General features: G+C 45.5%; 14 protein-coding genes. 3 read left to right on the top strand and 11 right to left on the bottom strand.

Annotation, left to right across the window (positions count from 1 at the left end; all coding sequences use genetic code 11):
- Positions 1 to 37 precede the first annotated feature (37 nt).
- From LIN78_RS00350 to LIN78_RS00315, 8 genes are all read right to left on the bottom strand, one after another.
- Positions 38 to 1,132, bottom strand: a complete 1,095-nt coding sequence (locus LIN78_RS00350; protein WP_227177357.1) for an ABC transporter ATP-binding protein — start codon at positions 1,130 to 1,132, stop codon at positions 38 to 40.
- A 79-nt stretch (positions 1,133 to 1,211) separates the two neighbouring features.
- Positions 1,212 to 2,060 carry a carbohydrate ABC transporter permease gene (locus tag LIN78_RS00345; RefSeq protein ID WP_227177355.1) on the bottom strand — a complete coding sequence of 283 codons (849 nt, stop codon included), beginning with the start codon at positions 2,058 to 2,060 and terminating at the stop codon, positions 1,212 to 1,214.
- Complete coding sequence (locus LIN78_RS00340) at positions 2,053 to 2,955, bottom strand: carbohydrate ABC transporter permease (RefSeq protein ID WP_227177353.1); 903 nt, start codon at positions 2,953 to 2,955, stop codon at positions 2,053 to 2,055. Before LIN78_RS00340 ends, LIN78_RS00345 begins: the two co-directional genes overlap by 8 nt.
- A gap of 258 nt (positions 2,956 to 3,213) precedes the next feature.
- Positions 3,214 to 4,473 carry an ABC transporter substrate-binding protein gene (locus LIN78_RS00335; protein ID WP_227177351.1) on the bottom strand — a complete coding sequence of 420 codons (1,260 nt, stop codon included), beginning with the start codon at positions 4,471 to 4,473 and terminating at the stop codon, positions 3,214 to 3,216.
- Positions 4,474 to 4,907: 434 nt separating this feature from the next.
- Positions 4,908 to 5,213: an STAS domain-containing protein gene (locus tag LIN78_RS00330; RefSeq protein WP_227177350.1), complete on the bottom strand. Its 306-nt coding sequence runs from the start codon at positions 5,211 to 5,213 to the stop codon at positions 4,908 to 4,910.
- A gap of 100 nt (positions 5,214 to 5,313) precedes the next feature.
- Positions 5,314 to 7,014, bottom strand: coding sequence for a single-stranded-DNA-specific exonuclease RecJ (gene recJ, locus LIN78_RS00325; protein WP_227177348.1), 1,701 nt, complete (start codon positions 7,012 to 7,014; stop codon positions 5,314 to 5,316).
- A gap of 38 nt (positions 7,015 to 7,052) precedes the next feature.
- Positions 7,053 to 7,796, bottom strand: coding sequence for a competence/damage-inducible protein A (locus LIN78_RS00320; protein ID WP_227177347.1), 744 nt, complete (start codon positions 7,794 to 7,796; stop codon positions 7,053 to 7,055).
- Positions 7,797 to 7,832: 36 nt separating this feature from the next.
- The gene (locus LIN78_RS00315; RefSeq protein ID WP_227177345.1) at positions 7,833 to 8,576 is read right to left on the bottom strand and encodes a helix-turn-helix domain-containing protein; all 744 of its coding nucleotides are present in this window, start codon (positions 8,574 to 8,576) and stop codon (positions 7,833 to 7,835) included.
- Between the two features lie 107 nt (positions 8,577 to 8,683).
- On the opposite strand from LIN78_RS00315, the gene LIN78_RS00310 reads away from it, so the two are divergent.
- From LIN78_RS00310 to aas, 3 genes are read left to right on the top strand one after another with little or no spacing between them, the layout of a single operon-like run.
- Positions 8,684 to 9,451 carry a hypothetical protein gene (locus LIN78_RS00310; protein WP_227177344.1) on the top strand — a complete coding sequence of 256 codons (768 nt, stop codon included), beginning with the start codon at positions 8,684 to 8,686 and terminating at the stop codon, positions 9,449 to 9,451.
- Positions 9,452 to 9,473: 22 nt separating this feature from the next.
- The gene (locus tag LIN78_RS00305) at positions 9,474 to 10,793 is read left to right on the top strand and encodes an MFS transporter (RefSeq protein WP_227177343.1); all 1,320 of its coding nucleotides are present in this window, start codon (positions 9,474 to 9,476) and stop codon (positions 10,791 to 10,793) included.
- Between the two features lie 2 nt (positions 10,794 to 10,795).
- A complete protein-coding gene (aas, locus tag LIN78_RS00300; protein WP_227177342.1) occupies positions 10,796 to 12,949 on the top strand; it encodes a bifunctional acyl-ACP--phospholipid O-acyltransferase/long-chain-fatty-acid--ACP ligase in 2,154 nt (717 codons plus the stop codon).
- 145 nt (positions 12,950 to 13,094) lie between these two features.
- On the opposite strand, the gene LIN78_RS00295 is transcribed toward aas, so the two are convergent.
- The 3 genes from LIN78_RS00295 to LIN78_RS00285 all read right to left on the bottom strand — a co-directional run bounded on the left by LIN78_RS00295 (position 13,095) and on the right by LIN78_RS00285 (position 15,814).
- On the bottom strand, positions 13,095 to 13,358 hold the full coding sequence (locus LIN78_RS00295) for a hypothetical protein (RefSeq protein ID WP_227177341.1): 264 nt from the start codon (positions 13,356 to 13,358) through the stop codon (positions 13,095 to 13,097).
- Positions 13,359 to 13,623: 265 nt separating this feature from the next.
- A complete protein-coding gene (locus LIN78_RS00290) occupies positions 13,624 to 14,922 on the bottom strand; it encodes a DUF5666 domain-containing protein (protein WP_227177340.1) in 1,299 nt (432 codons plus the stop codon).
- Entirely contained in the window at positions 14,915 to 15,814 is a 900-nt protein-coding gene (locus LIN78_RS00285; RefSeq protein WP_227177339.1) for a DUF6502 family protein, read from the bottom strand. The genes LIN78_RS00290 and LIN78_RS00285 overlap by 8 nt, the downstream gene beginning before the upstream one ends.
- Positions 15,815 to 15,877: the final 63 nt, after the last annotated feature.

The raw sequence follows: 15,877 nt of genomic DNA, 5'->3' as shown, positions 1-15,877 counted from the left end.
GTTCGATTGTCCAATCGATACATCTATTAAAGCATGTTTATAGAATACGTGCTTCAGTTTTTGGATCGAAAACAACAGCCTTAGAAAGATCCACCGCAATGCGCTGAACCTCACCTGGCAATTTAGCTTTAAGCGGGTGCACGCGACACACCACTTCTTTACCATTTAAGTGAACAAAAACAAGGGTGTCTGGGCCTGTTGGCTCAATAATTTCCACCTTGCAATCGTAACCAGATTGACCTTCATCGGCAGCCGTAAATTGCTCTGGACGAATACCTAAAACAACCTCTTTGCCAACCCATGCAGACAACTTTCCTTGAGGGTCTTGCAGCGGGAACACCCAGCGATTATCCCCACTTTGAACCTCTGCACCGACACCACCTTCATTAGCGACCACTTTGGTAGAAATGAAGTTCATGGAAGGAGATCCAATAAAGCCTGCCACGAACATATTAGCTGGATTATCGTAAATATCTTGCGGCGAACCAAATTGCTGGATAACACCATCGCGCATCACGGCAATACGATCACCAAGTGTCATCGCTTCAATTTGATCGTGCGTCACATACACAACAGTTGTCTTGGTGCGTTGATGCAACAACTTAATTTCTGTACGCATTTCCACGCGCAACTTAGCATCTAGGTTTGATAACGGCTCATCAAACAAGAATAAACCAGGATCACGCGCTAGCGCACGACCCATTGCAACACGCTGACGCTGACCGCCAGACAACTGCGATGGTTTACGGTCTAGCAGGTGCTCGATTTGCAGCATCTTTGCGACACGTGCCAAAATCTTTTCTTGTTCGTCTTTCGGCACATTCCGCATTTCCATACCAAACGTGATGTTCTTTTTCACGTTCATGTTTGGATAGAGCGCATAACTTTGAAACACCATGGCGATATCGCGATCTTTTGGTGGCACATCGTTTACCACGCGATCACCAATCACAATTTCACCACTCGTCACTGTTTCCAAGCCTGCGATCAGATTCATTAGCGTTGATTTTCCGCAACCAGACGGCCCGACCAAAATCAGGAACTGACCAGGTTCGATTTCGATATCAATCCCTTTTAGGATATCCACCCCACCAAAGCTCTTTTTAACATTTTTGATCTTGAGTGCACGCATTTTTGTATTCCTCTCTTGGGCAGAGTTTGTTTCACCACCCGCCCACACCATTCAGGTGCAGGCATTTTATCTTTTGGTTTTAGCCTTTTACCGCACCAGCAGTTAGACCACGAACAAAGTATTTACCAGCAACGATGTAGATAATCATGGTTGGCAAACCGGCGATAATTGCCGCTGCCATATCGACGTTGTACTCTTTCACCCCTGTCGATGTATTGACCAAGTTATTTAAGCCGACGGTGATTGGTTTGCTATCGCTACCGGAGAAGACCACCCCGAATAAGAAGTCATTCCAAATATTGGTAAACTGCCAAATAAAGGTCACCATGATGATTGGTGTTGAAAGCGGTAAGAGAATGCGCCAGAAAATGCGGAAGAACCCTGCCCCATCTAGTGTTGCCGCTTTAACCAACTCATCAGGAATACTGACGTAGTAGTTACGGAAGAATAAGGTAGTTGATGCAATCCCCATTAGGACGTGCACAGTCACCAACCCCCATACTGACTCGGTCAAGCCCATCCAACCAAGGGTTTGTGACATCGGCAGCAACACCACTTGCAGCGGCATAAACACACCAAATAGCATCATCGAGAAAATGATGTCTGAACCTTTAAACTTCCACTTGGTTAGTACATAACCATTTACGGCACCCAGCATGGTCGAAAGGATCACGGCTGGCACCACGATTTTCACCGAGTTCCAAAAGAATGGTTTTAAACCACTACATTCGATACCGGTACAAGCGGATGACCAAGCTTTTCCCCATGCCTCAAAACTGATTGCTGCGGGGAAGGCCAACAAACTGCCATTACGGATTTCGTCCATCGACTTAATCGATGTAGTTAACATCACGTACATTGGCAACAGATAAAAGAGTGCCGCGATAAGCAACACGGTATACACAATAAAACGGGTAGACTTAGCCATTTTTCTTATATCCCCGTAGTTCAGAATACAAATAAGGCACAACGATTGCCGCAAGCATTGCCAGCATCATGGTTGAACTTGCCGCACCTACACCTAACTGACCGCGCTCGAATGCCATGGTGTACATAAACGAAGCAGGCATATCGGTGGAATAACCAGGACCACGGTTGGTTAAGGCCATCACCAAGTCGAAACTCTTGATTGCCAAGTGAGCTAGAATCATGATCGTGCTAAAGAACACAGGGCGAAGTGACGGAATAATGATTCGCCAGTAAATCCTTGGTAGTGATGCGCCATCGACTTGCGCGGCTTTAATAATGGAATCATCGATACCACGTAAGCCGGCCAAGAAAAGTGCCATCACAAAGCCTGACGACTGCCATACACCGGCGATCACCACGGTGTAGATTGCTTTATCTGAGTTCACCAACCAATCAAATGTGAAATTGGTAAAACCCCAACTCTGCATTAAATGCTCTAAACCAAAACTTGGGTTCAGAATCCATTTCCAAGCGGTACCAGTCACAATGAAAGACAGGGCCATTGGATATAGGTAAATACTACGAAGCGCGCCTTCTGCACGAATCTTTTGATCGAGCAAAATGGCTAAAAACAAGCCTAGAACCGTCCCAACACCAATAAATAGTCCGCCAAAAATCCCTAAGTTCTTTAGGGCAACCCACCAGCGGTCATTATCCCAGAGGCTTTGATACTGGACGATACCTACCCACTCGTAATTAGGTAGCATTCTAGAAGCTGAGAATGAAAGGTATCCATTCCAGATAATGAAGCCATAAATAAAGATCAGCGACAGAATAAACGATGGAGCAACAACCAGCTTTGGAAGCCACTCATCAAAACGCTTCTGGCTGACAGATTGTTTTTGCGTTGCCATATAGACACCTCTGGTCAGCAATGAGACTAATTCCTTTAACTCTATTAGCGACACGATTCGTGGGCTTGTTGACTAATAGAGAAGAAACCCGATTGACTGGTGAAGACACCAGACTTTCATGATCGTTAGGCAAAAAGAGCCCCGATCTAATTGTTATTAGAGTTTTTGAAAGGATCCGCTAGCAATTGAGTGATGGATCAACCATTTACTAGCGGATTTACCAACAATTAATCATCGGGGGCATTAGACCCCTTTAGATTATTTAGTTAGTGCAGCTTGTGCGATTTGCTGTTGAGCTTGCTGTGCAGTCATGCTGTCAGTGTTCCAGAAGTTAGACACTGCATCTTTGATTGCACCGGCTGCAGCAGGAGAAACTGCCATGCCGTGAGCGATTGAAGGTTGTAATCCGCCGTTTTTCGCGGTTGCTAGGAAGTCTTTGTTAGATTGTTTTGCACAATCATCAAATGCATCCATTTTTGCATCGGTACGAACAGGGATTGAGCCTTTGTTCAAGTTAAACACTTGTTGGAACTCAGGAGAAAGAATTGCAGCTGCTAGATCTGCTTGTGCTTTTGCATTTGCAGGGTTCTTTTGCTGGAACATAACAAAGCTGTCTACGTTGTAAGTGTAAGCATTTGCGCTGCCTGGTGTTGCAGCACAAACAAAGTCTGCACCTGCTTTTTTACCAGCAGCTTGGAATTCACCTTTAGCCCAGTCACCCATGATTTGCATACCTGCTTTGCCCTGGATAACCATTGCTGTCGCTAAGTTCCAATCACGGCCAGGTGCACCTTTATCGGTATAAGAATGGATCTTTTTGAAGGTTTCTAGTGACTTCAACATGGTTGGTGATTTCAACGCAGTTTGGTCTAGTTTAACCAATGCTTGGTTGTAGAATTTTGCACCACCAACACCCAATACTACTGCTTCAAAAGTAGTGAAATCTTGCCAATCTTGGCCACCGTGAGCAACAGGCACAATACCAGCAGCTTTGAACTTGTCTGCTAGTTTGAAGAATTCGTCCCAGTTTGCTGGCGCTTTACCACCAACTTTGTCTAGCGCAGCTTTGTTGATCCACACCCAGTTTACGCGGTGAACGTTAACTGGCGCTGCAACGTACTTGCCTTTGTATTTCATTTGGTTTGCAACTACTGGTGGCAATACTTTGTCCCAGTTGTTTGCTTTAGCTACAGCAGTAATATCTGCAACACCGCCTTCTGCAGCCCATTCTTGAATGGCTGGACCTTTAATTTGAGCAGCTGCAGGAGGGTTACCAGACACAACGCGAGATTTCAAAACAGTCATCGCATTATCGCCACCGCCACCAGCTACCGCGAAATCTTTCCAAGTATGGCCTTTGGCTTGCAACATTTTTTTCAGTTCAGCAACTGATTTTGCTTCGCCACCTGAAGTCCACCAGTGAAGTACTTCTACTTCACCTGCAAATGATGCAGCAGCAAAAGAAGTAACACCGGCTACTGCCAACATTTTGAATACGGTTGAAAGCTTCATTGACATCTCTTTTCTCCTGGCTATTTTTTTATAAACCACTGTAAATAAATTGAAAGCAACGGGGGTTCGTAACTCACAATTTGAGTGAACTATAGACAGTAAACTTACAAATGTAAATACATTTTGTAAGTTTGAAGTAAGTTTTTTGAGATGTTTTTGTAAGACAACTACAGTACTTAGTCGCAATGATTTTTATAAAAACCAATATAAATCATCAACATAAGTAAAAAATCATCGATATCTTACCAAGATAGGATTTCTGACAGTTTTCTTACAGTGTTAGGAAAGTAAGAAAATACTTACCGCTTGCTAGTTTTGATTCCAAAAATCCAAAGCAAGGTTCGAATCAGTAACATGTAAAAGCCCCTTTGTTTAATTGAGAACAATTCTCAATTAAACAAAGGGGCTTGTCAACCAGTTAGATTGTAAAAGAAGGCGAATTAACGCATCTCAAACAACTGCTGGAAATTCACCACTTGAAACACTTCCAGAACAAAACCACTACAATTCACCAACACTACTTTTTTGTTCATTGGCGCTGCTTTTTCTTTCAGTAATAGCAACATACCTAGTGCCGAACTATCTACATATTCAACACGTGAAAAATCGATATCCAACTCTTTGACACTCGCATCATCTAATGCTGGTTGGTAAGCATTACGAAAATCACGATGTGCGCTAAAGTCAAAACGGCCAGATAGACCAACAATCGCTACATCATTATTCTTGTTTACATCGATATGCATACTACTCTACCTTTAAATCAGATTATCAAATTCAGTTGGATATACACTGGTGCAAGCACCAATCAGTCACATTCTCTATTTATAGCATAAAAATATAGATTTACAGCTTGCCCGCCCAATGTTGCACCGATATTTGCAACTGTGTTTTTCCTCTAAACCGGTTAACTTCCAAGCGATAGACAAGAGACACTTCTTCAGGGAGAAAATCTGGCTGGTTAAATAAAATTCCATCGATTTCAATCAAACCACCCTTTGGCACTAAACGCAACTTCAAATGGCGCTCGCCGACGATTCTTTGATCGGAGACAAAAAAATCCCCTCTAAACACAGGTTGAGGAAATGCCTGCCCCCAGACCGCATTTGCCAGTTGATCCGCCAAGGCAAGATCAAACTCAGGGATGGTTAACTCGCCATCGGTTTCAACCAATTTCTTTAGTTGCTTTGGCGTTAACCAAGTCTGTGCCACATGCTCAAAGGCATTCATAAAGGTGTCTAGATGCTGCTCATCAATTGTTAACCCTGCGGCGGCGGCATGCCCGCCAAATTTTAAAATTAATCCAGGGTACTGCTTACTGACTAAGTCTAGCGCATCTCTTAGATGAAAACCGGGTATAGAACGGCCAGAGCCTTTTAACTCGCCATCATTACCACGAGCAAACACAATGGCAGGGCGATGGAATTTTTCCTTCAATTTTCCAGCCACTAGGCCAATCACACCTTGATGCCAATCTTTCTCAAACAAGACCAGTGAATATCGATCGTCTTCGACCTTCATGGAAAGTAGCGATAACGCCTCTTGCTGCATATCTGCTTCGATTTCACGTCTGGCTTTATTGAGTTCGTCCAATTCTGCTGCAAGATCCATCGCGACCGACGAGGTATCGGTTAGCAGTAATTGAATACCTAGCGACATGTCCTCTAGCCGGCCCGCTGCATTTAACCTAGGTCCCAATACAAACCCCAAGTCATAGCATCCTGCTTGTTGATGGCCTTTTACTGCCACTTGCATTAATGCGTTTAACCCCGCACATGCTTGCCCAGCACGGATTCGTTGTAACCCTTGATGTACCAACGTGCGATTTAAGGCGTCGAGCGGTACGACATCGGCCACTGTGCCTAGCGCCACCAGATCTAATAGCGAGGCTAAATTTGGTTGTGGTTGTTGCTCATAACAACCGCGACGTCTCATTTCAGCCCGAGTGGCGAGTAATACATAGAACATCACCCCGACCCCGGCAAGCGCCTTCGATGGAAAATCACAACCAGGCTGGTTAGGATTGACGATGGCTAATGCATCCGGCAGCTCATCACCTGGCAAATGATGGTCGGTAACAATGACGCCAATTCCGTATTGATTTGCCAATCGGATACCATCAATGCTTGCTATCCCATTATCCACTGTGATCAGAAAGTCTGGCTGTCGTTCTCTTGCTAGCTCAACAATATCTGGGCTCAAGCCATAACCATATTCAAACCGGTTAGGGACAATAAACTCTACTAATCCACCCAACATTCTTAAACCGCGCACAGCAACGGCACAAGCAGTTGCGCCATCTGCATCGTAATCCGCGATAATGAGTAAGCGTTTTTTGTTTAAGATGGCATCCGTTAACTGCGAGGCGGCAGACTGGATGCCTTTCATTGATTCAAATGAAGGCAGTCCCTGTAGAGAATATTCTATTTCAGATCGCTGGCTAACCCCTCTTGCTGCCAATAATCTGGCAAAAGCGGAAGGAATCCCTTGCGAGACGAGCGAATCTACTTTCGATTGATCGACAACTCGATCGACAACTTCAACCACAATTTACTTTCAAATCTTGTTTATTTACTTAGCAAAAACTAGGCTAATTGATAGCCTGCATTCATTAATTCTGTTCTTAACCAAACAACAGCAGACTCAACCTCTTCTGGCACACCTGTTACACCAAACTCAATCACTGGCGGTTTAGGATTCTGCGGATCAATACTATGCGGCAAGGAAGAAAACTTCACGGTTGGAAAACGGGCAACAAAAGCTTCCATTAAAGTAAGCAAAACGCTTTCTCTGGCATCTAAACATAGAAAACTACGCGTGATTTTACTGGCTAGCTTTAAATCGGGATATTCATTCTCAAGTACCCACTCCACCATCGGCCACGCCATATTAGGAAAGCCCGGCACGAAGTGATGGCGATGAATAGAAAAACCGGCCACACGGTTAATTGGGTTTGGAATGATTCGAGCTCCTTCTGGGTATTCAACCATCTTCACCCGGTTTGGCCAAGCTTCAGCACCAAATTGAATTTCTAATTCTTTCAAGCCCTCGGGGTGCATTGCCAACGGTACACCAAGCGCCATGGCAGATGCTTGCCGAGAATGGTCATCCGGCGTGGCACCAATGCCACCAAAGGAGAAAACAATCGCATCTGAGGCAAAAGACTGGCGATAAGCAGCGGCCTGTTTTTCTCGATCATCACCTAAATAATGGCACCACGAGAGTTCTAGCCCTCTGGCGGCCAACATTTCGATGAGCTTTGCCATATGCGCATCTTTTCTGCGACCAGAGAGGATTTCATCTCCAATAATGTAAGCACCAATCGTCATGCGTCACCTTTAAATTCTCGATTCCAGAAGCAGTAATCACTTATCTTTTCTGAGGGCGGCAAAAGCATCTAACTCCCACGCCCGACTAGCGAATAATACTCCTACCCCGTGTCGATGGGATAGCGGCGCATGCAGACTTTGCTGGTGTAGCACCGCAAAATCTTGCTGAAGCTGATGTACTTTTCGGATAAATTCCCGCCTTGCATCCGCCGTTAGCATGCCATTGAGAAAGACATAAGGGGAAAGTTCATCATTAAATTGCCCCTTAAGAAATGCGCGCTCCCCTTCTTCGCGGAAAAAGCGATAGATCGGGCCATTTTCCCGCCACCGGAAAGTACGCGCAATTTTTAAACGAATCCGATTTCCCGGTAACCAATCGATTAATTGCAGCTTCGCTAGTTGCGAGAGTAATAAAACACATTCCGACTCAGTTAAGCGGTAGTAAGTGAGTATTTCCTCAAACTTCCAGTGATTCATCACGCATACGGCCACCAATAATAATTTAGGCGTGTTAACTAGCGCCTCTTCTTGGTTTTCGGTCAATTGCTCGATCAGCGGGTTTTCTTCACTCTCCCTGACTAATTCACTCAACGTCATGCCTAATACATTCGAAATTTCAGCCAAACGGACCAGCGTCATTTGCCCCGTCGAGAGCAAGCGTTTAATCGTAGGGACGGATAAATTCAATTGTTCCGCCAGCATGGCATAGGTCATTTGCCTTGCTTTTAAGATTCGTCGAATCGTTGCTGCCAGTCTTTTCAAATCCGCATCAGGCATCATATTTTAATACCTTTTATAACAATATTTAGTACGGTATCACCATTGATTGCGCAAATGCAATTGGGCACGCAGTATGGACTCATTCATTTATTTATTAGGAGCCCTTGATGCATTCGCAAACTACCTTCTTACGGCGATTTGGTTTTGCTTCTTTCAGCTTAGTCTTGCTAACAGTTGGTTTAATCCACGGCCCGATTCATCAACCAGCCCATTATCATGCGTTTGCTGATCTATACGCCTACATGGGGATTCCCAATACGATGGATGTATTAACCAATATTGGATTTCTGATTGCAGGCTTACTAGGCATTTATCACTATCGACAAGACAGCAAAAACGCAGGGGCATGGGTTATCTGCTTTTATTCATTGATTGGCACGGCATTTGGCTCTGCTTACTATCATCTTCAGCCAAATGATGTGCGTTTAGTCTGGGATAGACTCCCTATTACACTGACTTGCATCTCCGTACTAATTGCCACTTCGCATTCACAAAAAAACAATTGGTTAGCTTTATTTGTTGGCAGCATGTATGCGCTTTTTAGCATTGCGTGGTGGCGACATACTGGTGATTTAATGTTTTATCTGCTGGTTCAAATTATCGCGCTTATCTGGATACCACTTAACCTCTACCTTCATCAAAGAGTGGTTTCTTGCCGATGGGCTTTGCTTGCCAGTACTTGCTACCTCATCGCCAAGATATGTGAATGGCAAGATCATCTCATTTTTGACCACCTCCTAATCAGTGGCCACTCACTCAAACATGTATTCGCAGGCTTAGCCGCCATATGCCTTGTCAGGATCTATCAGACCCAATCACAGCATATTGCGCGGGCGAATGCTTATCATGACAAACAACAAATTCATGTATCATAAAGCGCACTTTCAGGAGAGCTTCATGTCATCTAATAGCCAATTCCGATTACTGGGCGAGCGTCGATTTCTTCCCATGTTTTTGACCCAGTTCTTTGGGGCCACCAACGACAATGTACTTAAAAACGCGATGGTGATTTTAATCAGTTTTCAATCGGCACGCTTAGGGATTCAAAACCCTGATCTTTGGGTTAATTTATGTGCAGGTATATTCATTTTGCCAATGTTCCTCTTCTCTGCAAGTGCTGGACAGTTTGCCGATAAATTTGAGAAATCACGCATTGTTCGGGTCGTAAAGCTAGTCGAACTAGGTATTATGGTGATCGCAGGGGCGGGTTTTTTATTACCCAATATTACTTTATTAATGGTTTCGCTCTTTCTTATGGGCATGCACTCCACCGTCTTTGGGCCAGTTAAATATTCGATTCTGCCTCAGCACCTGAAAGGGAATGAATTAATCGCCGGAAATGCACTGATTGAGTCAGGCACGTTCTTAGCTATCTTAATTGGGACCATTTTAGGTGGAACATTAGCCGGGATGGGTGATGACGGCGCATTATATGCCACCATCGCCATTACACTGATTGCGATAATTGGTTATCTAACCAGCAGAAACGTACCCGAAGCGCCTGCTGCCGCTCCAGATCTAAAACTAAACTGGAATCCAATTACCGAAACCATCCGTAATATCCGATTTGCCAAGCAACATCGCCCTGTCTACTTGGCCATTTTGGGGATCTCATGGTTTTGGTTTTATGGTGCGGTATTCTTATCTCAATTCCCTGGTTTTGCCAAACAACACCTAGCAGGCAACCAACAAGTCGTCACCTTCTTATTGGCCATTTTCTCTGTTGGTATTGGCGCGGGTTCAATGATGTGCGACAAAATTTCAAAGCACAAAGTAAATCCTGGACTAGTACTATTGGGGGCAATCGGACTTAGCCTATTCGCAGTTGACCTTTACTTAGCCACACCCGCTCACCATACCAGCCAACTAGGGGGTGTCACTTCCTTTATCCAGCAAACAGGTAGTTATCGGGTTATTTTCGATTTAGTGATGATTGGCGTGTCGGGTGGTTTGTATTGCGTTCCACTTTATACACTCATGCAAACAGAGTCTGACCCAGCCTATCGTTCCAGAATGATCGCAACCAACAACTTAATGAACGCCTTGTTTATGGTGGGATCAGCGATCTTTGCGATTGTCTTGCTATCACTTCACTATGCGATTAACGCCATCTTTTTGATGACAGGGCTCATCAACTTGCTAGTCATCGCTTATCTATTTTTTGCTCTTCCAAGCTGTCGCCAAGGTTTCGCTCAGCTATTTGGGAAAGGTCAATAATCATGAAATCATGGATGCAAACCTTACTTCGCCCTCTGCTCAAGTTCTTTTTCAAAGTCTTCTTTAGAGTGCAGATTCGAGGCCACCAGCACTTATTTAATCATGACCGGTTATTGATCATTGCCAACCACCAGTCATTTCTGGATGGTTTATTGATAGGACTCTTCTTACCCATCAAACCAATTTTCGTCGTCAATACCGCCATCTCTAAACAACCTTTGTTTAAGGTGTTGTTATCGATGGTGGATTACCTTGCCGTTGATCCAACACAGCCGATGGCGATGAAGAAAATTGTCAAACTCGTTGAAAGCGGACAGCCGATTGTGATCTTCCCGGAAGGTCGTATCACCATTACCGGTAACTTAATGAAGGTGTACGAGGGGCCCGCATTTGTTGCCGCCAAAACAGGTGCCACACTTTGCCCCATCCAAATCACAGGGGCATCGCATAGCTACTTTTCTAGACTCCCTGGCACCCATCCAAAATCTCTGTTCCCACAACTATCACTCACCTTCTTACCGCCAACAGAGCTCCCCATGCCTGATGCCCCATCTGCAAAGCTACGTCGGCGGAAAGCTGGCGAAGAAATGCGTAAGTTGATGCAGCATCTTAATTTCGTTGCGCAGCCAATTACCACGCTGTATGAATCACTACTTTCTGCCAGTGCTTTGTATGGTCGCAAACGCAAGTTGGTCGAAGACATTAAACAAATTGAATATAGCTATGGCGACCTGCAAAAAATGACCTTAATGCTTGGTCGCTTAAGCAATAAATTTACAGCACCAAGTGAGCGAGTCGGATTATTACTACCGAACCTAGCGCCGACTGCTGGGTTATTAATCGGTCTCACCGCCAATGGTCGCGTGCCGGCCATGCTCAATTTTACCGCCGGCACAGACGGCATTCAGAGCGCCTGTACAGCGGCCACCATTCGCACCATCATCACTTCCCGTGCTTTTGTTGAGCAAGCAAAATTAGATAAAGTCATTCATGGTTTAAAAGATATTCAGATTCGCTATCTGGAAGATTTGCGAGCGCTGCTAACACTAAAAGATAAACTATGGTGGATTGGTTTTGCCCGTTGGTGTCCTGCAAAGGCGGTACCTAAACAGGCTTCTGACAATATCGCCGTTGTGTTATTCACATCGGGTTCAGAGGGCAAACCCAAAGGCGTCGCGCTATCTCATCGCGCCATCTTGTCTAACATTGCCCAAATCCGATCGATTGTCGATTTCTCTGTGACAGACAAAGTATTAAATGCATTACCAATCTTTCATTCGTTTGGCTTAACTGCAGGCACATTGCTGCCTATTTTTGCCGGTGTTGGACTGTTCTTATATCCAAGCCCACTGCATTATCGCGTGATCCCAGAGGTAGCATACGATCGTAGCTGTACTATTTTGTTTGGCACCAGCACCTTCCTTGGTAACTACGCCCGTTTTGCCCACCCTTATGATTTCTTCCGTATGAGATTTGTGGTTGCAGGTGCAGAGAAACTCTCGCAAGCAGTCAAAGAAACTTGGTTCGAAAAATTTGGCATCCGGATTTTTGAAGGCTACGGCGCAACAGAAACTGCCCCAGTGATTGCCGTGAATACCCCGATGGCGTTTAGAAGCGGTTCCGTTGGCCAATTACTCCCCGGATTAGCACACAAACTAGTCCCCGTCCCAGGCATTGATAGCGGCGGTATTTTGCATGTCAAAGGACCAAATGTCATGTCGGGGTATTACAAGTTTGAAAAACCTGGCGAACTGCAACCAGCCCTCTCTGAAGTGGGCGAAGGTTGGTACGATACTGGTGATGTCGTTGCACTAGACGAGGATGGTTTTGTCAAAATCACAGGCCGGGTCAAACGCTTTGCCAAAATTGCAGGAGAAATGGTGTCGCTAGAAGTAGTTGAAAAGCTAGCCGTACAAACTAGTCCTGACAAACTGCATGCTGCTAGCAGCCAACCAGATGCAGCCAAAGGAGAAGCATTGGTGTTGTTTACGACAGACCCAAGTTTAACGCGAGAGCGACTACTACAAACAGCACAACAGCAAGGACTTCCAGAACTATCTGTCCCCCGCAAAATTCGATTATTAGAAGCGATTCCTTTGTTGGGTACCGGTAAAACCGATTACGTCACCCTAAAACAGATGGCGCTGACAGCCTAAGTTCCCCCAATCAAACCGCCCACACCACGAATAGGATGTGGGCTGTTTGATTAGACACGTCCAGTATTATTTTTTACCACTGCCTTTGCCTGATGATCCACCACCCGAGCTACCTTTTCCTGAATTACTGCTAGAACCTTTGCTTTCACTTTTTGCCTGATTCAGACTTTGAGTCGCGACTAGCTTTTGATTTATTGTCATCACTAGTGCTATCACCTGAGCGAGTACGAGTTTGATGCGTTCCTTCAGCCTCTGCACCGTGCTCAGATTCAACTTCTGTACCGTGCTCAACCTCCACCTCGGTAGTCGATGATGTGCTCGGTGTTACATCATCGGTACCCGACGCATGAACGGTTAAAGGAGCAGAGGCAACGACAACAGACAGTAGTAGTGCAAGTAATTGATTCATTGTGATCTCCTCATATGTGGGCTTCATTCACCGATAGCTAAGTATGCAGAGGCAAGCCAGTTATCCGGCCTTATCCCCTACCAGCATCGTTTGTTTATCATCAATTTCACAGCGCTAGCTTTTGCAACATCCACCGTGAATCAACAACATTTCTTTACATAATTTAACGATACCATAAAAATGGTAAAAATTACCATTTATTTTTAAGTTAAAAAAAAACGACCATTCCTGATCGTTTTCCCAGATGAGCGTTAATTAAATTTTTTTAAGACTTTGACGAACCACTCTTAGAGCCTTTGCTATCGCCAGACCCTTTACCGCTTGAGCCACTTGAGCCACTTGAGCCACTTGAGCCAGAAGAACTCGTCCCCTTGCTGTCATCAGAAGAACCTGAGGAACTCCCCCCTTTACCATCATCCGAAGACGATGATGAACCACTATGATCATCATCCCCATCATCGCGCCCAGCACTGTCATCAGACTGCTCCTGCTTGCTTTCTAGCCAAGCAGCAGTTTTCCGCCTATCGCCTCCGGAACCTTTAAAGGATAGGGCTTTACTCTCCACCTTCACCGTTTCAGCTACCAATCGTCCGTCTTTCAGTCGCCCGCTCACCCGAACCTGCTGAATCTCAGAAGACTTCACGTCTTCGACGCCCACAAAGCGGGTAGTTGGCATGATACGAATCTGCTGCCCAGCCAGATTCAAAGTTTGACGATCTTTCAGTTGGGTCAATCCTTGAAGTTCAAAGTTAGTTAATCCCGTCTTCCCAAGCAATTGAGCTGATGCAGACTCACGCGCACCTGAAGCTTGTAAAGCCCCACCAGACCAATTGCCATGTACGCTCATGATTGTGCCACTGTGTGCAGCCGACACCCCTTGTACCGGCACATTACCAACACGCATAAGCCCATTCGTTACTGTCACCGGGCCCGTTACCAGTGCAGTTACATCTGTAACCTCTTCTAGTAAACTGGCATATACAATCCCATCTGGCCCCCAATATCCACTTACACGTACTGTCGCCCCAGGGGTAATTGGCTTTTGATTTGCCATGACCACCGTTTGCCCAAGCATAGTAATGACCGACTTATCCGCAGCAACTGTATCCACTCGGCCAACAAGAACAGGTTCGATAGAGACGCGTTTAGCAACTACCTCTGTCCCTAGTCCTAAGGCCTCGATCACCACCCGTTGCCCGACTTTTAGCGTGCTTGCATTCACCAATTTGCCATCCACTTCTATTGGTGTGGCACTATCGTAATTTACCTCAATACCATTGACACAAATGCTGCCAAAGCCTGTAATCATGCCGGCAATACCCGTTCCACCCAACCCCTCGGGCCCTTCATTCTGCTGATCACTTCCACCAGCGACTTTAACGCCGGTTCCTCCCAAGCCTTCCGGATCCGTCACTATCTTGCGGTCAGCAATTGCAGTCAACGTATCAACCGGCGCTTGATTAGTACAGGGATTTGCCTGAGCAGTTGTGATCTTCAGCCCAATGCTAACCGCCATAGCGAATGGCAGGATCCGCAAAGATGAAGCAGAAAATAGCCTACTCATCGTTTTCACCATTTTTACTGTGCTCATGATAAAAATACGTGCCAAAATTGAACCGATAATTCGCATCCATTTTTCCGACATCAACTTCCTTCAATTCAATCGCACGTTGGTTGACCTGATGCAGGACTTGCATTCCTTTGGTTCTTGCTAGCGCAGCCAAGATTTGAATCGATGGCTCACTTAACCCTCGATAAATCACGCAACGCTCCAGCATCACCGGTGTCTGCCCAGTCAAGTTATGCGTAAGCGCCGCAAGGTGATCATGCGCATTATGTTGTAAGTAAAAGGCTTTCTCATCCAAGGACTTACCGGAAAGAAACGCATCTATATGAAGATGCACATCATTATGCTCATCGATACTGGCAGCACCCACACGCACCCACTCGTCTAGTAGCGTACGTGCATGGGTATCTCGGTTTACCCGTTTAACCAACGCCTCAAATGAAATCTGCCCCCCTTTACTAGCCAGGCGAGCAATCGGCTTTGGCATACCATATTGATCGGTAAATTCGGGGAGTCCGGTCCATAGGCCAACTACACGAGCACTTAATGACATTTCTTCCGTCGCTTTCACATCTGCAATCGAAACGTCTGTCTCTTGATCATTCGCAAGCTCCTGCCGAATACGCTTCACATCACGCCGGTAAATACCGGTAAGCACACTGATGCGGCTATCTGTATCCCGTTTGCCCGGAATCGGAAACTCTTTCGCAGCCACATCTACAAATACAGCCTTAAGCTGCTCGGCAAACTCTGGATACATCACTCCGCGGTGCAATAACAACTTCACCAGTGGTCTTAATGCCCAAGCCGCAGCCCGCAGCATACGAGAGGGAGGCGGCGAAACGGGGTCAGGGGAAATGGATGAGGATTCTTTATTCATAACAGTCATTGTAATGTCAATACATCAACCAATGTGGGAAATATTCCCACTCCACAAAATGTTGAACTAAGT

Origin of the sequence: Leeia speluncae (assembly GCF_020564625.1) — a bacterium.
Classification (GTDB): domain Bacteria; phylum Pseudomonadota; class Gammaproteobacteria; order Burkholderiales; family Leeiaceae; genus Leeia; species Leeia speluncae.
This window is presented reverse-complemented; position numbering and strand designations above follow the sequence as displayed.

Bases quoted from the DNA above. Each gene is read 5' to 3' on its own strand.
- LIN78_RS00350 (WP_227177357.1), bottom strand. From the start codon at position 1,132: ATGCGTGCACTCAAGATCAAAAATGTTAAAAAGAGCTTTGGTGGGGTG.
- LIN78_RS00345 (WP_227177355.1), bottom strand. From the start codon at position 2,060: ATGGCTAAGTCTACCCGTTTTATTGTGTATACCGTGTTGCTTATCGCG.
- LIN78_RS00340 (WP_227177353.1), bottom strand. From the start codon at position 2,955: ATGGCAACGCAAAAACAATCTGTCAGCCAGAAGCGTTTTGATGAGTGG.
- LIN78_RS00335 (WP_227177351.1), bottom strand. From the start codon at position 4,473: ATGTCAATGAAGCTTTCAACCGTATTCAAAATGTTGGCAGTAGCCGGT.
- LIN78_RS00330 (WP_227177350.1), bottom strand. From the start codon at position 5,213: ATGCATATCGATGTAAACAAGAATAATGATGTAGCGATTGTTGGTCTA.
- LIN78_RS00320 (WP_227177347.1), bottom strand. From the start codon at position 7,796: ATGACGATTGGTGCTTACATTATTGGAGATGAAATCCTCTCTGGTCGC.
- LIN78_RS00315 (WP_227177345.1), bottom strand. From the start codon at position 8,576: ATGATGCCTGATGCGGATTTGAAAAGACTGGCAGCAACGATTCGACGA.
- LIN78_RS00310 (WP_227177344.1), top strand. From the start codon at position 8,684: ATGCATTCGCAAACTACCTTCTTACGGCGATTTGGTTTTGCTTCTTTC.
- LIN78_RS00305 (WP_227177343.1), top strand. From the start codon at position 9,474: ATGTCATCTAATAGCCAATTCCGATTACTGGGCGAGCGTCGATTTCTT.
- aas (WP_227177342.1), top strand. From the start codon at position 10,796: ATGAAATCATGGATGCAAACCTTACTTCGCCCTCTGCTCAAGTTCTTT.
- LIN78_RS00295 (WP_227177341.1), bottom strand. From the start codon at position 13,358: ATGAATCAATTACTTGCACTACTACTGTCTGTTGTCGTTGCCTCTGCT.
- LIN78_RS00290 (WP_227177340.1), bottom strand. From the start codon at position 14,922: ATGAGTAGGCTATTTTCTGCTTCATCTTTGCGGATCCTGCCATTCGCT.
- LIN78_RS00285 (WP_227177339.1), bottom strand. From the start codon at position 15,814: ATGACTGTTATGAATAAAGAATCCTCATCCATTTCCCCTGACCCCGTT.